Genomic DNA, 14,717 nt, shown 5'->3' on the forward strand with positions numbered 1-14,717 from the left:
GGCTAACGACCTACGACAGCGGGCGCAAACCCCACCGGCCCGCCCACGACTCGCCGGGCTCCAGCCACAGCAGGTCGGTGCCGCTGTTGAGCGCGTCCGGCGGGCACGTCATGGGCTCGATCGCCACCGCGCGGCCCCGGCCGGGGAAGTTGTCCGGCGTGTAGACCTGCACCCACTTGAAGTCCGGGTCCGCCCACAGCTCGACCCCGCCGGCCGGGCCCTTGAGCACGTGCCGCACCAGCCCGTCCACCGGCTCGCAGCCGCCGAACGCGGTGTCCAGCTTCACCCCTTCGAGGAGGCGCGCCACCCGGAAGTCGTAGTCGCCCGACACGGGCTGGGCCGGGGCGTTGGGGATCATCGTCTCCGGGTCGACCGGCAGCACGGTGGTGGCGGCCAGCGACAGCGAGGTCTCGTCGGTCGCCGAGGCGCCCGCCCTGGGGTACGGGTGGGTGCCGACGCCGAACGGGGTGCGCTTGTCGCCCACGTTCGTCACGCCGTGGGAGACGGTCAGGCCGTTCTCGTCCAGCGCGTAGGTGATGGTGGTGCGCAGCGGCACCGGCCAGCCGAAGCCCGCGACCGGCGTCTCCAGCGACAGCAGCGACCCGGTGTGCTCGACGACCTGCCACAGCGCGCGGCGCACGAGGCCGTGGATGGCGTTGCCGCGCGCGGGCTCGCCGATCTCCAGCTGCTGCACCTCGCCGTCGAGCACCCACTTCCCGCCCGCCGTGCGGTTGGGCCACGGGACCAGCACCGCGCCGCAGCCCATGGGCGGCTCGTCGTCGTACGTCTCCACGTACGGCACGTCGCCGACCGCGTATGCCTTGAGGTTGGCACCCTCGGGTGCGATGACGGCGCGGGCCGCGCCGTGGGCGATTTCCAGCATGGATCAAGAGCGTATCCGGCCGGTGGGCACCGCACTTCACGCGCTGGGACGCGAAACTCTTTCGATCGACGGGGATGAAAGCGCTTTCCGCCATTCGGCCCCCGGCGAACCGGGAACAACCGGACGACGCGGGCGACTCGGGCAGCCGGACGACGCGGGCGACCGGACGACGCGGGCGACCGGACGACGCGGGCGACCGGACGACGCGGGCGACCGGACGACGCGGGCGACCGGACCGCGGGACCGACCACCGCCGACAGCCGTCCTCCCGCTCGCCTTCTCAACTAACTAGACCGGTCTCTATAGTAAAGCCATGCCGAAACGGACCGACACGCGCGACCGCGTCGTGCGCACCGCCGCCGACCTGTTCCGGGCGCAGGGCTACCACGCCACCGGCCTGAACCAGGTCCTGTCCGAGGGCGGCGCGCCCAAGGGCTCGCTGTACTTCCACTTCCCCGGCGGCAAGGAGCAGCTGGCCGTCGAGGCGGTGGCCCTCTCGGGCGAGGACCTCCGCACGTCCCTGACCGCCACCCTGGACGCCGAACCGGACGCCGCGAAGGCCCTCGCCCGGGTGGTGGAGCTGCTCGGCGCGGGCCTGGCCGCCTCCGACTTCCGCGCCGGCTGCCCCATCACCACGGTCGCGCTGGACGCCGCCGCCGACAGCGAGCCCATCCGCGTGGCCTGCGCGGACGCCTACGACTCGTGGCAGCGGGCCATCGCGGACCGCGTCGGCGACGAGGACGCGGCCACCGCCGTCCTGGCCGCCATCGAGGGCGCGCTCATCCTGGCCCGCACCCGCCGTTCCCTCGCACCGCTGCACGCCGTCGCCGCCCGCCTGGGCGCCCTGCTGGAGAGGCCCGCCCCGTGAAGGTCCACCACCTCAACTGCGGCACCATGCGCCCGTTCGGCGGCCGGCTGGTCGACGGCCGCGGGTCGGTGTTCCGGCGCGCCGAGCTGGTGTGCCACGTGCTGCTGCTGGAGACCGAGCGCGACGGCCTGGTGCTGGTCGACACCGGTCTCGGCCTGACCGACGTGCGCACGCCCACCGCGACCCTGCCCGCGCGGTTCCGGCACGCGGCCCGGCCGGTGTGCGACGAGCGGGAGACCGCCGTGCGCCGGGTCGAGGCGCTGGGCTTCGCGGCCTCCGACGTGCGGCACGTCGCGCTGACCCACCTCGACGTGGACCACGCGGGCGGGGTGCTCGACTTCCCGTCCGCCGAGGTGCACGTGCTGCGGGAGGAGCTGGACGACTCGGCCAACCCCCGCTACTCGCCCGCCCAGTGGCGCGGCGCCCACCTCGTGCCCCACGACCCGACCGGGGAGGCGTGGTTCGGCTTCGGCGGCGTGCGCGAACTCCTCCCGGACGTGTTGCTGGTCCCGCTGGTCGGCCACACCAGGGGCCACACCGGGGTCGCGGTGCGCGCGGGCGACCGGTGGCTGCTGCACGCGGGCGACGCCTACTTCTTCCACGGCGAGCTGGAGGCGACGCCGCGCATCCCGCCGGTGCTCGGCGCGTTCGAGCGGGTGGTGCAGACCGTCGGGCGGCTGCGCGTGGAGAACCAGGGGCGGCTGCGCGAGCTGGTGCGCGACCACGGCTCGGAGGTGGACGTCTTCTGCGCCCACGACGCGGCGGACCTGCGCGGCCGGTCGCCGCACCCCGAGGGGGCGATCGGCTGAGCCCGCGGACCCCCGGGCGGACCCCGCGACGCCCCCCGCGGCGGACTCCCGCAGCGACCCCCCGCAGCGACCCCGACGTGACCACCGCTCACTACGCGTCGCCGCAGTGACCCCGGGTCCGCCGCCCCACCATGCTCCGACTCGACCGCTCACCCCGACGAAGGAGTCGAGTTGAACAAGATCATCGGTGCCGCCGCGGCGACGCTCGTGGCCGCCGGCCTCGCGCTGGGGACGGGCGCGGCCTCCGCCGACGTGGGTGCCGCGTGCACGCAGGTGTGGCAGTACCGGGTCACCACCTACGGCGACATGACCGACGCCGAGAGCGGCGGCTCGTTCGTCGGCTGGGCGGCCCAGGGCGACACCCTGAACGTCCGCATCAAGGGCAACCCGCGCTACTACGGCGCGAACGTCAACAACGGCAAGTGGGGCTGGGTGCTGGCGGGCAAGCTCCAGTACACCGGCAACACCTGGTGCGCCTGACCCGGTGACCGGGTCCCGGGCCGGGGTCGCGCCCCCCGGCCCGGGACCGGGTCACTTGGACAGCTTCTCCGCGTCGAACTCGACCTTGCCGTGCACCACGCGGTTGATCAGCCACAGCACGACGCCCGCGCCCAGCAGGTACAGCGCGATCCGGTAGTCGTCCCACGGCCGCCCGGACAGCGGGCTGGCCAGGTAGGCGCACGTCACCGCGCCGAGCACCGGCGCCCACGTCGGCGCGCGGAAGTGCTTGTGGTCGGCCTCGTCCTTGCGCAGCACCAGCACCGCGACGTTGACGACGGTGAACACGACCAGCAGCAGCAGCGAGGTGGTGCCGCCGAGCTTGGCGATGTCGGCGGTGGACACCAGGATGATCGCGATGCCGCTGGTGAAGACGATCGAGATCCACGGCGTGCGGCGGAACGGGTGCACGGTGCCGAAGGACTTCGGGATGATCCGCTCGTTGGCCATGCCGTAGACGAGCCGGCTCGCCATCAGCATGTTGATCAGCGCCGAGTTGATCACCGCGAACAGGCCGATCAGCGAGAACAGCCACAGCGGGAAGCCGGGCGCGCCGACCTCCACCACCCGCAGCAGGGCGGAGGACCCGGCCTTCGCCAGCTCGTCGGACGGGATGAGCAGGGACGAGGTGATCGCGACCAGCACGTAGATCACCGCCGCCACGACCATGCCCCACAGCATGGCGCGCGGGAAGATCCGCACCGGGTCGCGGCACTCCTCGGCCATGTTCACCGAGTCCTCGAAGCCGACCATCGCGAAGAACGCCAGCGCGGTGGCCGACGTGATCGCGACGAGCGCGCTCTGGCCGGGCGCCGGGTCGACCTGGGTGAGGCGGCTCGCGTCGCCGTCGCCGGACAGCACGGCGAACAGGCCGATCGCGATGATGATCACCAGGCCGGACAGCTCGATGCAGGTCAGCACCACGTTGGCCTTGACCGACTCCGAGACGCCCCGGAAGTTGATCGCCGCCAGGCCGAGGATGAACAGGATCGCGACCAGCGTCGCGGACACCGCGAACGTGTCGGAGAAGAACTCGCGGATGACGGACTGGAGGTAGGTGCGCCCGAACGCGAGCGCGGCGGACGAGGCCGAGGTGATGCCCGAGCTCATCACCGCGAACGCCACCATGAAGGTGAGGAACTGGATCTTGAACGCGCGGTTGGTGTAGAGCGCCGCGCCCGCCGCCCTCGGGTACTTGCCGACCAGTTCGAGGTAGCTGAACGCGGTGAGGAAGGCGACCGCGAACGCGATCAGGAAGGGCAGCCACAGCGCGCCGCCGATCTTGCCCGCGACGTTGCCGGTGAGGGCGTAGATGCCGGTGCCGAGGATGTCACCGACCACGAAGAACAGCAGGAGCCTGGGGCCGATGGCCCGTTTCAGTTCCGGTTGCGCCGGTGCGCTCGTCGCTTCCGCCATGCCGGATGAGTGTGCCGGATCACAGGGGGGCCGGACAGCGGAACGGCCGGCTTCCCGGAAGAGTGCCGAGGTTCACCCGGTGGGAGCACTGCGGAGGTCCGATGCGACCGCGGGTCGTCACCCCGCCAGTTCGGCGGGGTCCGGCCGGAAGCGGTAGCGCCTGATGGCGGGGATGGCCAGCACCGCCAGGCCGGTCCCGACCACCACCAGCACCCCGCCCAGCGCCGTGGCGACACCGGGTCCGACGAGCGCGCCGGTCGTCCCGTGCAGCAGGTCCGCGACGCGCGGCCCGCCGGCCACCACGACGATGAACACGCCCTGCATCCGGCCGCGCATCTCGTCGGTGGCCGCCGCCTGGAGGATGGCGCTGCGGAACACCATGCTGATCATGTCGGCCGCGCCGCCGATCGCGAGGAACACCACGGCGAGCCACAGCGCGTGGGACAGGCCGAAGCCGATCATCGCCACGCCCCACGCCACGATCGCGAGCACGACGCCGACGCCGTGCCGGTGCACGCGCGAGGTCCAGCCGGAGACCAGGCCGCACAGCATCGCGCCCAGCGGGATCGCGGCGAACAGCCAGCCCAGGGCGAGGCCGCCGCCGGGCGGGTCGCCGAAGGTGTGCTCGGCCATCTCCGGGAACAGCGCCCGCGGCATCCCGAAGACCATGGCGATGATGTCGAGCAGGAAGCTGGCCAGCAGGATCTTCTGCACGGCCAGGTAGCGGAAGCCGTCGACCACGTCGCGCAGGCCGGCCCGCCGCGCGACGCCCCCCAGGGGCGGCAGGGGCGGCAGCTTCCACACCGCCCAGATGGTCGCGGTCAGGGCCACCGCGTCGACCAGGTACAGCGTGGGCAGGCCGACCAGGGGCATCGCCGCGCCCGCGAGCATGGGGCCGAACACGCCGCCGAACGTCATCACCGTGGAGGACAGCGCCGACGCGGCGGCCAGCTGGCCGGCCGGCACCAGGCGGGCCACCGACGCGGTGCGGGCGGGCGCGTTGACGGCGAAGAACACCTGTTGCAGGCAGAGCAGCGCGATGACCACCCACACCGACTCCACGCCGAGCGCCGCCTGGAGCCACAGCAGCACCGAGGTGACCGCGATGCCGGTGTTGGTGACGACGAGCAGCTTGCGGCGGTCCACCACGTCGGCGATGGCGCCGCCGTAGAGGCCGAACACCAGCAGCGGCACCAGGGCCGCGCCCGCGGACACGCCGACCCAGGCGGACGAGCCGGTCAGGTCGTACACCTGCTTGGGCACCGCGACCGCGGTGAGCTGGCTGCCGATCGCCGTCACCACGGTCGTGAGCCACAGGCGCCGGAAGGCGACGACCTTCAACGGGCGCGTGTCGATGGCGATGCGCCCCAGGACTTTCCGCACGGTTGTTAGCCTACGATAACTAACGAGTTCCCCGTGGAGATGTAGCACACTCGGGGGGATGACCTTCGACGGCACGTGGCCCGACGTCGACTACGCGTCGCGGGACCCGCTGGACTTCCCCCCGCTGGAGCACCTGCGCCGGCTGCCGGCCCTGCCGCCGCGCGACCGCGTGGCGGGGCTGGAGGCCTGGCGGCGGCTCGCCCCGACGTCGGACAACTGGTGGTACAACGAGATCGGCGCGCCCGAGCTGGTCGGCGACGTCCTGCTCGGCGTCGCGGACCTGCTCGACGACGAGCGGCGCCGGGCGTGGGGCGACTGGCTGCGCGACGCCGCCGGCCCGGTGGAGCCGACCGGGCAGAACCTGGTGTGGGCGGCCGGGGTGCAGCTGCGCCGCGGCCTGCTGGTCCGGGACGGCGCCGCGGTCCGGCACGAGGTCGAGCGCATGTGCTCGGTGCTCGAACCCACCACCGGCGAGGGCGTCCAGCCCGACCTGAGCTTCCACCAGCACGGCCCGCAGCTGTACTCGGGCGGCTACGGCGCGAGCCTGGTCGCCTCGCTCGCGCGCTGGGCGCACCTGTTCACCGGGCCCGCCACCCGCGCCTTCGCCGACTACCTGCTCGACGGCCAGCAGTGGTTCGCCCACGGCGACACCTACGACTTCACCAGCACGGGCCGCGAGCTGGTCCGCCCCGACGCGCACGGCGTCGGGCCGCTGCGCGCCGCCGCCCTGGCGCTCGCCCGGGAGGGCCACCGGGCCGACGAGCTGGCCGCGTGCGCGGCCCGGCTGACCGGGAACCCCGGCGACGGCCCCGGCGGTCCCGACGACCCCGGCGCCCCTGACAACCCCGGCGACCCCCGCGACCCCGGCGACCCCCGCGGCGGCCCGCTGGTCGGCACGCGCTGGTTCCCGCGCTCGGACTACCTGACCCACCGCCGCCCCGGCTGGTCGGCCACGGTGCGGATGTCGTCCACGCGCACCGTGCCCACGGAGACCCTGAACGGCGAGAACACCCGCGGCCGCCACCTCGGCGACGGCGTGACCGCGTTCCGCGCCACCGGCCGGCCGGACGGCTACCGGGGCGCCGTCCACCGCTGGGACTGGGCGCGGCTGCCCGGCACCACCACCGAGCAGGGCCGGTCCCTGCTGCCCCGCCCCTACCTGGAGCGCGGCGCGTCCGACGACGTGCACGGGTGGTCGGACGGCGCGCACGGCGTGGCGACGATGCGCCTGGACGGCACCGACCGCTTCACCGACGGCTGGAAGACGTGGTTCTGCTTCCCCGACGCCGTGGTCGCGCTCGGCGCGGGCATCACCGGACCGCCGGGCCGCGTGCTCACCTCGGTGGACCAGCGCCTGGTCGCCGGGCCGGTCTCGGCGCGCGCCGGCGAGGTCTCCCACGACGGCCTGACCTACCGCGCGCTCGCCGGCGGGTGGGCGGTCGAGCACGGCGACCTGCTGACGATCTGGTTCGACCACGGGGAGGCGCCGCGCGACGCGACCTACGCCTACGCGGTCTCCCCCGCCGGCGCCTCCCCGCCGATCGAGGTGCTGTCCAACGCGCCCGGGGCCCAAGCGGTCCGGTGCGGCGGCGTCACCCTCACCCGCCGGGACGCGGAACGGACCCCGCGGCGGTAGCGCGGGGCCCGTTCGGGGGTCGGGAGGTGCCGGGGGCGGTCAGGGGGCGATGCGCTGGAGCTCCCAGCCGTCGCGGCCGAGGCGGAAGCGCAGGCGGTCGTGCATCCGGTCGCGGCGGCCCTGCCAGAACTCGACCTCCTCGGGCCGGATGCGCCAGCCGCCCCAGTGCGGCGGCACCGGCACGCGGTCGGCGTCGGCGAACTGCCGCTCGACCTTGTTCAGCGCGCTCTCCAGCACCGACCGGCCGCTGACCACGCGCGACTGCGGCGAGGCCCACGCGCCGAGCTGCGAGCCGCGCGGGCGGCCGGCCCAGTAGGCGGCGGTCTCCTCGGGGCCGACCTTCTCCACGGTGCCCCGCACGTGCGCCTGCCGCTGCATGGCGAACCACGGGAACGTGGCGGAGGCGTACCGGGTCGCCATCAGGTCGTGGCTCTTGGTGGAGGTGTAGTTGGTGAAGAACACCAGGCCGCGCGCGTCGAGGCCCTTGGCGAGGACCGTGCGGGACGACGGCCTGCCCTCCGGGTCGGCGGTGGCGAGCACGAAGGCGTTGGGCTCGGGCAGGCCGGCGCCGGTCGCCTGGTCCAGCCACAGCTGGAGCTGCTCGTGCCAGCTGCCGGCGAGGTCGCTCTCCGTGAGCGAACCCTGCTCGTAAGACACGCGCATCGACGGCAACGCGATGTTCGTGGTCCTCGACATCCCGACCTCCCGGAGCGTGGTGTTACTACCGCCTGCCAGGCACTTGTGGCACCTGGCGATCAGGCGACGGTACGGGGTCCCGGCTTGCGGGGGAACCGCCCGCACGGTGATGACCGCCACCCGATCCGTCACTTTCGGTGTGAGCCGCGACTCGGAATCGAGTTCGAGATCGAGTCAGACGATCACTCGATCCCGGGTGCTGCGCGCGGGCCAGGTCCAGGGCGCGCACGACGGTGACGGCGTCGTCGCCGAGGGCCGTGGCGAGGCTGCCGCCCCGGGCGAGCGGCACGAGCGACCACCACTGCCCGGACACCGCCACCGCCGGGTCCTCGCCCCAGCACAGCAGCTCGGAGCCCAGCACGCGGCGGCCCGCCAGGCCCGCCGCGCTGCGGTCCACCTCGGGCACGCCCACGCGGGATGTCTGCTTGATGACGGTCCCTCTTCTCCGGACGTCCAGGGTGGTGACGAGCGAACCGGGCGGCTCGCCGCGGCGGCCCAGCACGACGACGTCCCGGGAACGCAGCCGGGCGCCGTCCGCCAACTCCGCGCGGAACACCGCCTCGTGCCGCGCCCGCGCCGTCACCACCGTCGGTTCCGGCAGGTGCTCCAGGGAAGCGTTCTCGCCCAACTCCACTCGGACGAGTGACCTGCTGCCCGTGCCGTGGTGGCCGGGCAGGGCCAGCGTGGCGGCCACCCCCCGCAGCACCAGCGCCGCGCCCGGCTCGACCACGACGTCCAGTTCGAGGTCGTCGCCGCCCAGCGGCGCGGTGACCGAGCTGACCAGGTGGACTAGGGCGACGTCCCGCCGGGACGGACCCCGGTGCGGCACGAGCCGGAGCGGGGCCATGGACCGCAGCTCGCGCGCGAAGGACCGCCCGTCCGGGTCCCGCGCCACGACCAGGCGGGCCCGCGCCCTCACCGGGGCAACCCCTGTGACCCGCGACACGTCCTGTCAACGGGTGGAGGGACCACCCGTGAATCTCGGGGGAGATCGTGATGAGGAGATTTGTCGCAGCGTTCGCGGCCGTGGCCGCGGTGCTGTTCACCGGGGGGATCGCCGCCGCGCAGCCGGCCGGGGCGGGCGTCGGCGCCGCCACGTGCCGTTCGGCGGACCTCGACGTCCGGTTCGGCCACGTCGGCGGTGCGGCGGGCACCACGTACCGCGAGGTGGTGCTCACCAACAGGGGGCCGGCGACCTGCGTGCTGCGCGGGTACCCCGGCGTGTCCTACGTGGACGCGGCGGGCCGCCAGGTCGGCGCGGCGGCCGTGCGGGTCGGCGAGCGGGGACCGCTGCTCACCCTGCCGCACGGCGCGGCGGCCGTCTCGGACGTGGGGTTCGCCGCGGTCGACAACTTCGACCCGGACGCGTGCCTCAAGACGCCCGTGTGGGGCATCCGGGTCTACCCGCCGGACGAGACCGAGCCCCTGCACCTGCCGCTGGCGGACGCCCACGGCTGCGCGGGCGACGTGAGCCGGTTCGGCGCTCAACTGACCGTCGCGAGCGTGCGGAGCTGAGCGCGCACCCAGTCGGCCACGGCGGGGGCCTCCGGGGTCTCGACCAGTGACTGGCTGATCACGGGCAGCCCGCCGCGCACGCGGTGGGCGTCGGCCGCCATGACACCGAGGTCGGCGCCCACCAGCGGCGCGAGGTCCGTCTTGTTGATCACGAGCAGGTCGGCGGTGGTGACGCCGGGGCCGCCCTTGCGGGGGACCTTGTCGCCGCCGGCCACGTCCACGACGAAGATCTGGCGGTCCACCAGGCCCCGGCTGAACACGGCGGTGAGGTTGTCGCCGCCGCTCTCGATGATGACCAGCCGCAGTTCCGGGAAGCGGTGCTCCAGCAGCTCCACGGCGTCGAGGTTGGCGGTGATGTCGTCGCGGATCGCGGTGTGCGGGCACGCGCCGGTCTGCACCGCCTCGATCCGCTCGGTGTCGAGGACGCCCGCCGCGCGCAGGAAGTCGGCGTCCTCGGTGGTGTAGATGTCGTTGGTCACCACGGCCAGCTCCAGCTCGCCGCCCAGGGCCCGGCACAGCGCGGCGGTCAGCGCGGTCTTGCCGCTGCCGACCGGGCCGCCGATGCCGAGGCGCACCGCCCGGTGGAGGTGGCCGGCGTGGTCGGCGGGGTGGTGGGGGTCGTGGCCCGCGTCGGCGGGGTCGAAGTTGACCGGGTGGGTGTGGCCGTGGGCGTGGTCAGCTGACAAAGAGACGCACCTCTTCCCTGTGGTGGCGGTCGTGGGCCTCGGCCAGCAGGTCCAGGCCGGGCGAGCCGGGGGCGGGCAGGTCGACGGGGTCGGTGTCGGCGTGGCGGGCGGCGGCCTCCGCGACCGCGTCGATCTCGCCCGCCAGCCGGGCCAGCACCGCGTTGACGCCGAACGGGTCCAGCCCGAGCAGCCGGATCGCGCCGGTCGCCGGCCCGGTGACGGCGTGGTAGGCGACGGTCTGCGCGGCCTCGAACGGGTCGCCGACGAGCACGCCGACGATGATCGGGTGGTGCGGCCGGGGCGTGACGCGCAGCAGCCCGGTCAGCGCGGGCGAGGGCCAGGCCAGGCGGGCGGCCCGCGCGAGGCCGCGCCCCTGGGCGCGCGAGGCGGCGCGCTGCGCGGGCGACGGGGTGCGGGCGTCCAGCTCCGCGTCCAGCTCGGCGAGGCGGCCGGGGGCGGGGCTGTCCGGGGCGGGGCTGTCCGGGGCGAGGTCGCCGGGGCCAGGACTACCGGGGCCTCCAAGACCGCCAGGACCGCCAGCGCCGAGGAGTCCGGGGTCCGGGCTGCCGGGGTCCGGGCTGCCGGAGTCCGGGCTGCCGGGATCCGGGCGGGTGGCTGCGGCGGCGAACGCCGCGCCCAGCGCGCCCGCCGTGCGCAGCCTGCCGAGCAGGAACGACGCCAGCGAGACCTCGTCGGTGACCAGCCGCCGCGCCACCGCCTCCTCCACGCCGCCCGAGTGGACGTGGCCCCCGCCCGGGAAGCGGGAGTCCGCGATCATCAGCGCCGCGAGGTTCATCAGAACAGGAAGTAGCGCTGGGCGAGGGGCAGCTCGGTCACCGGCCGGGGCTCGACCAGCTCGCCGTCGACGTGCACGGCGAAGCTGTCCGGGTCCACCCGCACGTCCGGCATCGCGTCGTTGAGCACCATGTCCGCCTTGGTGACCCCGCGCGTGTCCCGCACCGGCACGAGCGGCCGGGCGAGCCGCAGCAGGTCCGCCAGGTCCGCGTCGACCGCCTGCCGCGACACGAAGTGGACGCTGCTCAGCGCCGCCGAGTGCGCGCCGAACATGGGCCGGGCCAGCACGGGCTGCGGCGTCGGGATGGACGCGTTCGCGTCGCCCATCGCCGCGTGGGCGATGAACCCGCCCTTGAGCACCACCGCCGGCCGCACGCCGAAGAACTTCGGCTCCCACAGCACCAGGTCGGCCAGCTTGCCGACCTCCACCGAGCCCACCTCGTGGTCGATGCCGTGGGCGATCGCCGGGTTGATCGTGTACTTGGCCACGTAGCGGCGGGCGCGCAGGTTGTCGGCGGGCTCGCCGCCGCCCAGCTCGCCGCGCCGCAGCTTCATCACGTGCGCGGTCTGCCAGGTCCGGATGACCACCTCGCCCACGCGGCCCATGGCCTGCGAGTCGGAGCTGATCATGGAGATCGCGCCCAGGTCGTGCAGCACGTCCTCGGCGGCGATCGTGGTGGGCCGGATGCGGCTCTCCGCGAACGCCAGGTCCTCGGGCACCGACGGGTTGAGGTGGTGGCACACCATCAGCATGTCCAGGTGCTCTTCGAGCGTGTTGACGGTGTGCGGGCGGGTCGGGTTGGTCGAGGACGGCAGCACGTTCGGCTCGGACACCACCCGGATGATGTCCGGCGCGTGGCCGCCGCCCGCGCCCTCGGAGTGGTAGGCGTTGATCGACCGGCCGGCGATGGCGGCCAGGGTGGACTCGACGAACCCGGCCTCGTTGAGCGTGTCGGTGTGGATGGCCACCTGCACGCCGGACTCGTCGGCCACGCGCAGGCAGGCGTCGATCGCGGCGGGCGTGGTGCCCCAGTCCTCGTGCAGCTTGAACCCGCCCGCGCCGCCGCGCAGCTGCTCGCGCAGGGCCTCCTCGCGGACCGTGTTGCCCTTGCCGAGCAGCAGCACGTTGACCGGCATGTGGTCCATGGAGGCGAGCATCCGGCCGAGGTTCCACGCGCCGGGCGTGACCGTGGTGGCCTTGGTGCCCTCGGCCGGGCCGGTGCCGCCGCCGATGAGCGTGGTCAGGCCGGACGCGACGGCGGTCTCCACGATCTGCGGGCAGATGAAGTGCACGTGGCAGTCGATGCCGCCCGCGGTGAGGATCTTCCCGTTGCCGGACAGCACCTCCGTGCCGGGTCCGATGACCAGGGCCGGGTCGACGCCGTCCATGGTGTCGGGGTTGCCGGCCTTGCCGATGCCGACGACCCGCCCGTCCCGGACGCCCACGTCCGCCTTGACCACGCCCCAGTGGTCCAGCACGATCGCGCCGGTGATCACCAGGTCGGGCGCGCCCTCGGCGCGGGTGGCCGCGCCCTGGCCCATGGACTCACGGATCACCTTGCCGCCGCCGAAGACGACCTCGTCGCCCGAGCCCGCGCCCCGGCTGCGGTCCTCGGTGACCTCGATCAGCAGGTCCGTGTCGGCGAGCCGGACGCGGTCGCCGACCGTGGGGCCGAGCAGCTCCGCGTAGCGCTCGCGGTCGATGCGCGTCACCGGTCCAGGTCCCCCGCCTGCTCGGGCCGCAGGCCCGGCACCCGCCGCGCGCCGGCGATCGGCACCAGCACGACCTCGCGCTCCACGCCCGGCTCGAACCGCACGGCCGTGCCCGCGGGGACGTCCAGCCGCTTGCCCCAGGCGGCCTCGCGGTCGAACTCCAGGCCCGGGTTGGCGGCCGCGAAGTGGTAGTGCGACCCGACCTGCACCGGCCGGTCGGCGGCGTTGACCACGACCAGCGCGGTGCGGGGCCGCCCGGGGTTCAGCTCGACCGGCTCCTCGCCGGGGATCACCTCGCCAGGGACCACGACGGTCCTCCTCACGCGATCGGGTGGTGCACGGTCACGAGCTTGGTGCCGTCCGGGAAGGTGGCCTCCACCTGCACGGACTCGATCATCTCCGGCACGCCCGGCAGCACCTGGCCGCGCGCGAGGACGTGCCTGCCGCTCTCCATCAGCTCGCTGACCGAGCGGCCGTCCCGCGCGCCCTCCAGCACGTGGTCGGTGATGAGCGCGACGGCTTCCGGGTGGTTCAGGGCGACACCGCGCTCCAGCCGCCGGCGCGCGACGTCGGCCGCGACGTGGACCAGCAGCTTGTCGCGCTCGTGCGGGGTGAGGTGCATGGTCAGGTGGTCTACCACGGCGAAACGCCGATACCCCGGAACGGAAACAAGGGCTTAACGATCGGCTTGCGGTCCGCTTGCGGTCTGAATCGGTTCCTTGATCGTGACCGACGCCACGCACACCCGTGATTGCCAGCGCGTCCCCCGCGGAGGAGTGTGCTGTCAACCCCTGGTCCAACCCCTAGGACACTTCGTCGATTTAAGGAGCGCACAGCGTGGTGCAGAGCGAGGACGACGGCTTCAAACCGGGACTTGAGGGCGTGGTCGCCTTCCGCACCGAGATCGCGGAGCCCGACCGGGACGGCGGGGCGCTGCGCTACCGGGGCGTCGACATCGAGGACCTGGCCGGCAAGGTCACCTTCGGCAACGTGTGGGCGCTGCTGGTGGACGGCCGCTTCGGTCCCGGCCTGCCGCCCGCCGAGCCGTTCCCCATCCCGGTGCACACCGGCGACGTGCGGGTGGACGTGCAGGCGGCGCTGGCGATGGTCGCCCCGATCTGGGGCTACCAGCCGCTGCTGGACATCACCGACGAGCAGGCCCGGGACCAGCTGGCGCGGGCCTCGGTGATGGCCCTGTCCTACGCGGCGCAGTCCGCGCGCGGCATCGGCAGGCCCGCCGTGCCGCAGGCCCGCATCGACGAGTGCCGGACCATCACCGAGCGGTTCCTCACCCGCTGGCGGGGCGAGCCGGACCCGGCGCACGTGAAGGCCCTGGACGCCTACTGGGTGTCGGCCGCCGAGCACGGGCTCAACGCCTCCACGTTCACCGCGCGGGTCATCGCCTCCACGGGCGCGGACGTCGCGGCGGCCATGTCCGGCGCGATCGGCGCGATGTCCGGCCCCCTGCACGGCGGCGCGCCCGCCCGCGTGCTGCCGATGATCGAGGAGGTCGAGCGCACCGGCGACGCCAGGGGCTTCGTCAAGGGCATCCTCGACCGGGGCGAGCGGCTGATGGGCTTCGGCCACCGGGTGTACCGGGCGGAGGACCCGCGGGCCCGCGTGCTGCGGCGCACCTGCCGGGAGCTGGGCGCGGCCCGCTACGAGGTGGCGGCGGCGCTGGAGCAGGCCGCGCTGGCCGAGCTGCGCGAGCGGCGGCCGGACCGGGCGATCGAGACCAACGTCGAGTTCTGGGCCGCGGTGATCCTGGACTTCGCGCAGGTGCCGCCGCACATGATGCCCGCCATGTTCACGTGCGCGC

The 14,717-nt window shown here is 74.2% G+C and carries 16 protein-coding genes; 6 read left to right on the forward strand and 10 right to left on the reverse strand.

The genetic code is table 11. The features are described from left to right. Positions 1–10: 10 nt before the first annotated feature. Positions 11–883, reverse strand: a complete 873-nt coding sequence (locus ACFV4N_RS17605) for an aldose 1-epimerase family protein (RefSeq protein WP_499673590.1) — start codon at positions 881–883, stop codon at positions 11–13. A 313-nt stretch (positions 884–1,196) separates the two neighbouring features. Here ACFV4N_RS17605 and ACFV4N_RS17610 point away from each other — a divergent pair, with 313 nt between their 5' ends. The 3 genes from ACFV4N_RS17610 (at position 1,197) to ACFV4N_RS17620 (ending at position 3,040) form a co-directional block, all read left to right on the forward strand. Then, entirely contained in the window at positions 1,197–1,751 is a 555-nt protein-coding gene (locus ACFV4N_RS17610; protein WP_499673591.1) for a TetR/AcrR family transcriptional regulator, read from the forward strand. Then, the gene (locus tag ACFV4N_RS17615) at positions 1,748–2,560 is read left to right on the forward strand and encodes an MBL fold metallo-hydrolase (protein ID WP_499673592.1); all 813 of its coding nucleotides are present in this window, start codon (positions 1,748–1,750) and stop codon (positions 2,558–2,560) included. The genes ACFV4N_RS17610 and ACFV4N_RS17615 overlap by 4 nt, the downstream gene beginning before the upstream one ends. A gap of 171 nt (positions 2,561–2,731) precedes the next feature. Continuing rightward, the gene (locus ACFV4N_RS17620; protein WP_499673593.1) at positions 2,732–3,040 is read left to right on the forward strand and encodes a hypothetical protein; all 309 of its coding nucleotides are present in this window, start codon (positions 2,732–2,734) and stop codon (positions 3,038–3,040) included. Positions 3,041–3,091: 51 nt separating this feature from the next. On the opposite strand, the gene ACFV4N_RS17625 is transcribed toward ACFV4N_RS17620, so the two are convergent. Next, on the reverse strand, positions 3,092–4,474 hold the full coding sequence (locus ACFV4N_RS17625) for an APC family permease (protein WP_499673594.1): 1,383 nt from the start codon (positions 4,472–4,474) through the stop codon (positions 3,092–3,094). Between the two features lie 117 nt (positions 4,475–4,591). Further along, positions 4,592–5,857, reverse strand: a complete 1,266-nt coding sequence (locus tag ACFV4N_RS17630) for an MFS transporter (protein WP_499673595.1) — start codon at positions 5,855–5,857, stop codon at positions 4,592–4,594. Positions 5,858–5,915: 58 nt separating this feature from the next. Here ACFV4N_RS17630 and ACFV4N_RS17635 point away from each other — a divergent pair, with 58 nt between their 5' ends. After that, a complete protein-coding gene (locus ACFV4N_RS17635; RefSeq protein ID WP_499673596.1) occupies positions 5,916–7,493 on the forward strand; it encodes a polysaccharide lyase family 8 super-sandwich domain-containing protein in 1,578 nt (525 codons plus the stop codon). A gap of 39 nt (positions 7,494–7,532) precedes the next feature. Here the strand turns inward: ACFV4N_RS17635 and pdxH are convergent, their stop codons facing one another. Both pdxH and ACFV4N_RS17645 read right to left on the reverse strand, forming a co-directional pair. Further along, positions 7,533–8,189: a pyridoxamine 5'-phosphate oxidase gene (gene pdxH / locus ACFV4N_RS17640; RefSeq protein ID WP_499673597.1), complete on the reverse strand. Its 657-nt coding sequence runs from the start codon at positions 8,187–8,189 to the stop codon at positions 7,533–7,535. A gap of 25 nt (positions 8,190–8,214) precedes the next feature. Continuing rightward, positions 8,215–9,108, reverse strand: coding sequence for an urease accessory protein UreD (locus ACFV4N_RS17645; RefSeq protein ID WP_499673598.1), 894 nt, complete (start codon positions 9,106–9,108; stop codon positions 8,215–8,217). Positions 9,109–9,185: 77 nt separating this feature from the next. Here ACFV4N_RS17645 and ACFV4N_RS17650 point away from each other — a divergent pair, with 77 nt between their 5' ends. Further along, on the forward strand, positions 9,186–9,704 hold the full coding sequence (locus ACFV4N_RS17650; protein ID WP_499673599.1) for a DUF4232 domain-containing protein: 519 nt from the start codon (positions 9,186–9,188) through the stop codon (positions 9,702–9,704). Here the strand turns inward: ACFV4N_RS17650 and ureG are convergent. Genes ureG through ACFV4N_RS17675 form a run of 5 tightly spaced genes read right to left on the reverse strand, consistent with a single transcriptional unit; the run spans position 9,674 to position 13,520 of the window. Further along, positions 9,674–10,390 carry an urease accessory protein UreG gene (gene ureG, locus ACFV4N_RS17655; protein ID WP_499673600.1) on the reverse strand — a complete coding sequence of 239 codons (717 nt, stop codon included), beginning with the start codon at positions 10,388–10,390 and terminating at the stop codon, positions 9,674–9,676. The two genes, ACFV4N_RS17650 and ureG, sit on opposite strands and share 31 nt — an antisense overlap. Next, complete coding sequence (locus tag ACFV4N_RS17660) at positions 10,380–11,186, reverse strand: urease accessory protein UreF (protein WP_499673601.1); 807 nt, start codon at positions 11,184–11,186, stop codon at positions 10,380–10,382. Before ACFV4N_RS17660 ends, ureG begins: the two co-directional genes overlap by 11 nt. Then, positions 11,186–12,898, reverse strand: a complete 1,713-nt coding sequence (locus ACFV4N_RS17665) for an urease subunit alpha (RefSeq protein WP_499673602.1) — start codon at positions 12,896–12,898, stop codon at positions 11,186–11,188. Before ACFV4N_RS17665 ends, ACFV4N_RS17660 begins: the two co-directional genes overlap by 1 nt. After that, a complete protein-coding gene (locus ACFV4N_RS17670) occupies positions 12,895–13,206 on the reverse strand; it encodes an urease subunit beta (RefSeq protein WP_499673603.1) in 312 nt (103 codons plus the stop codon). The genes ACFV4N_RS17665 and ACFV4N_RS17670 overlap by 4 nt, the downstream gene beginning before the upstream one ends. A gap of 11 nt (positions 13,207–13,217) precedes the next feature. Next, the gene (locus ACFV4N_RS17675) at positions 13,218–13,520 is read right to left on the reverse strand and encodes an urease subunit gamma (RefSeq protein ID WP_499673606.1); all 303 of its coding nucleotides are present in this window, start codon (positions 13,518–13,520) and stop codon (positions 13,218–13,220) included. 215 nt (positions 13,521–13,735) lie between these two features. Here ACFV4N_RS17675 and ACFV4N_RS17680 point away from each other — a divergent pair. Then, the coding region (locus ACFV4N_RS17680) for a citrate synthase 2 (protein WP_499673604.1) at positions 13,736–14,717 on the forward strand (982 nt) is incomplete at its 3' end.

It is taken from the genome of Actinosynnema sp. NPDC059797 (genome assembly GCF_042732085.1).
Classification (GTDB): domain Bacteria; phylum Actinomycetota; class Actinomycetes; order Mycobacteriales; family Pseudonocardiaceae; genus Actinosynnema.

What these genes read in the sequence shown, in the direction of transcription:
- ACFV4N_RS17605 (WP_499673590.1), bottom strand. Translation starts at nt 883, where the DNA reads ATGCTGGAAATCGCCCACGGCGCGGCCCGCGCCGTCATCGCACCCGAG.
- ACFV4N_RS17610 (WP_499673591.1), top strand. Translation starts at nt 1,197, where the DNA reads ATGCCGAAACGGACCGACACGCGCGACCGCGTCGTGCGCACCGCCGCC.
- ACFV4N_RS17625 (WP_499673594.1), bottom strand. Translation starts at nt 4,474, where the DNA reads ATGGCGGAAGCGACGAGCGCACCGGCGCAACCGGAACTGAAACGGGCC.
- ACFV4N_RS17635 (WP_499673596.1), top strand. Translation starts at nt 5,916, where the DNA reads ATGACCTTCGACGGCACGTGGCCCGACGTCGACTACGCGTCGCGGGAC.
- pdxH (WP_499673597.1), bottom strand. Translation starts at nt 8,189, where the DNA reads ATGTCGAGGACCACGAACATCGCGTTGCCGTCGATGCGCGTGTCTTAC.
- ACFV4N_RS17650 (WP_499673599.1), top strand. Translation starts at nt 9,186, where the DNA reads ATGAGGAGATTTGTCGCAGCGTTCGCGGCCGTGGCCGCGGTGCTGTTC.
- ACFV4N_RS17660 (WP_499673601.1), bottom strand. Translation starts at nt 11,186, where the DNA reads ATGAACCTCGCGGCGCTGATGATCGCGGACTCCCGCTTCCCGGGCGGG.
- ACFV4N_RS17675 (WP_499673606.1), bottom strand. Translation starts at nt 13,520, where the DNA reads ATGCACCTCACCCCGCACGAGCGCGACAAGCTGCTGGTCCACGTCGCG.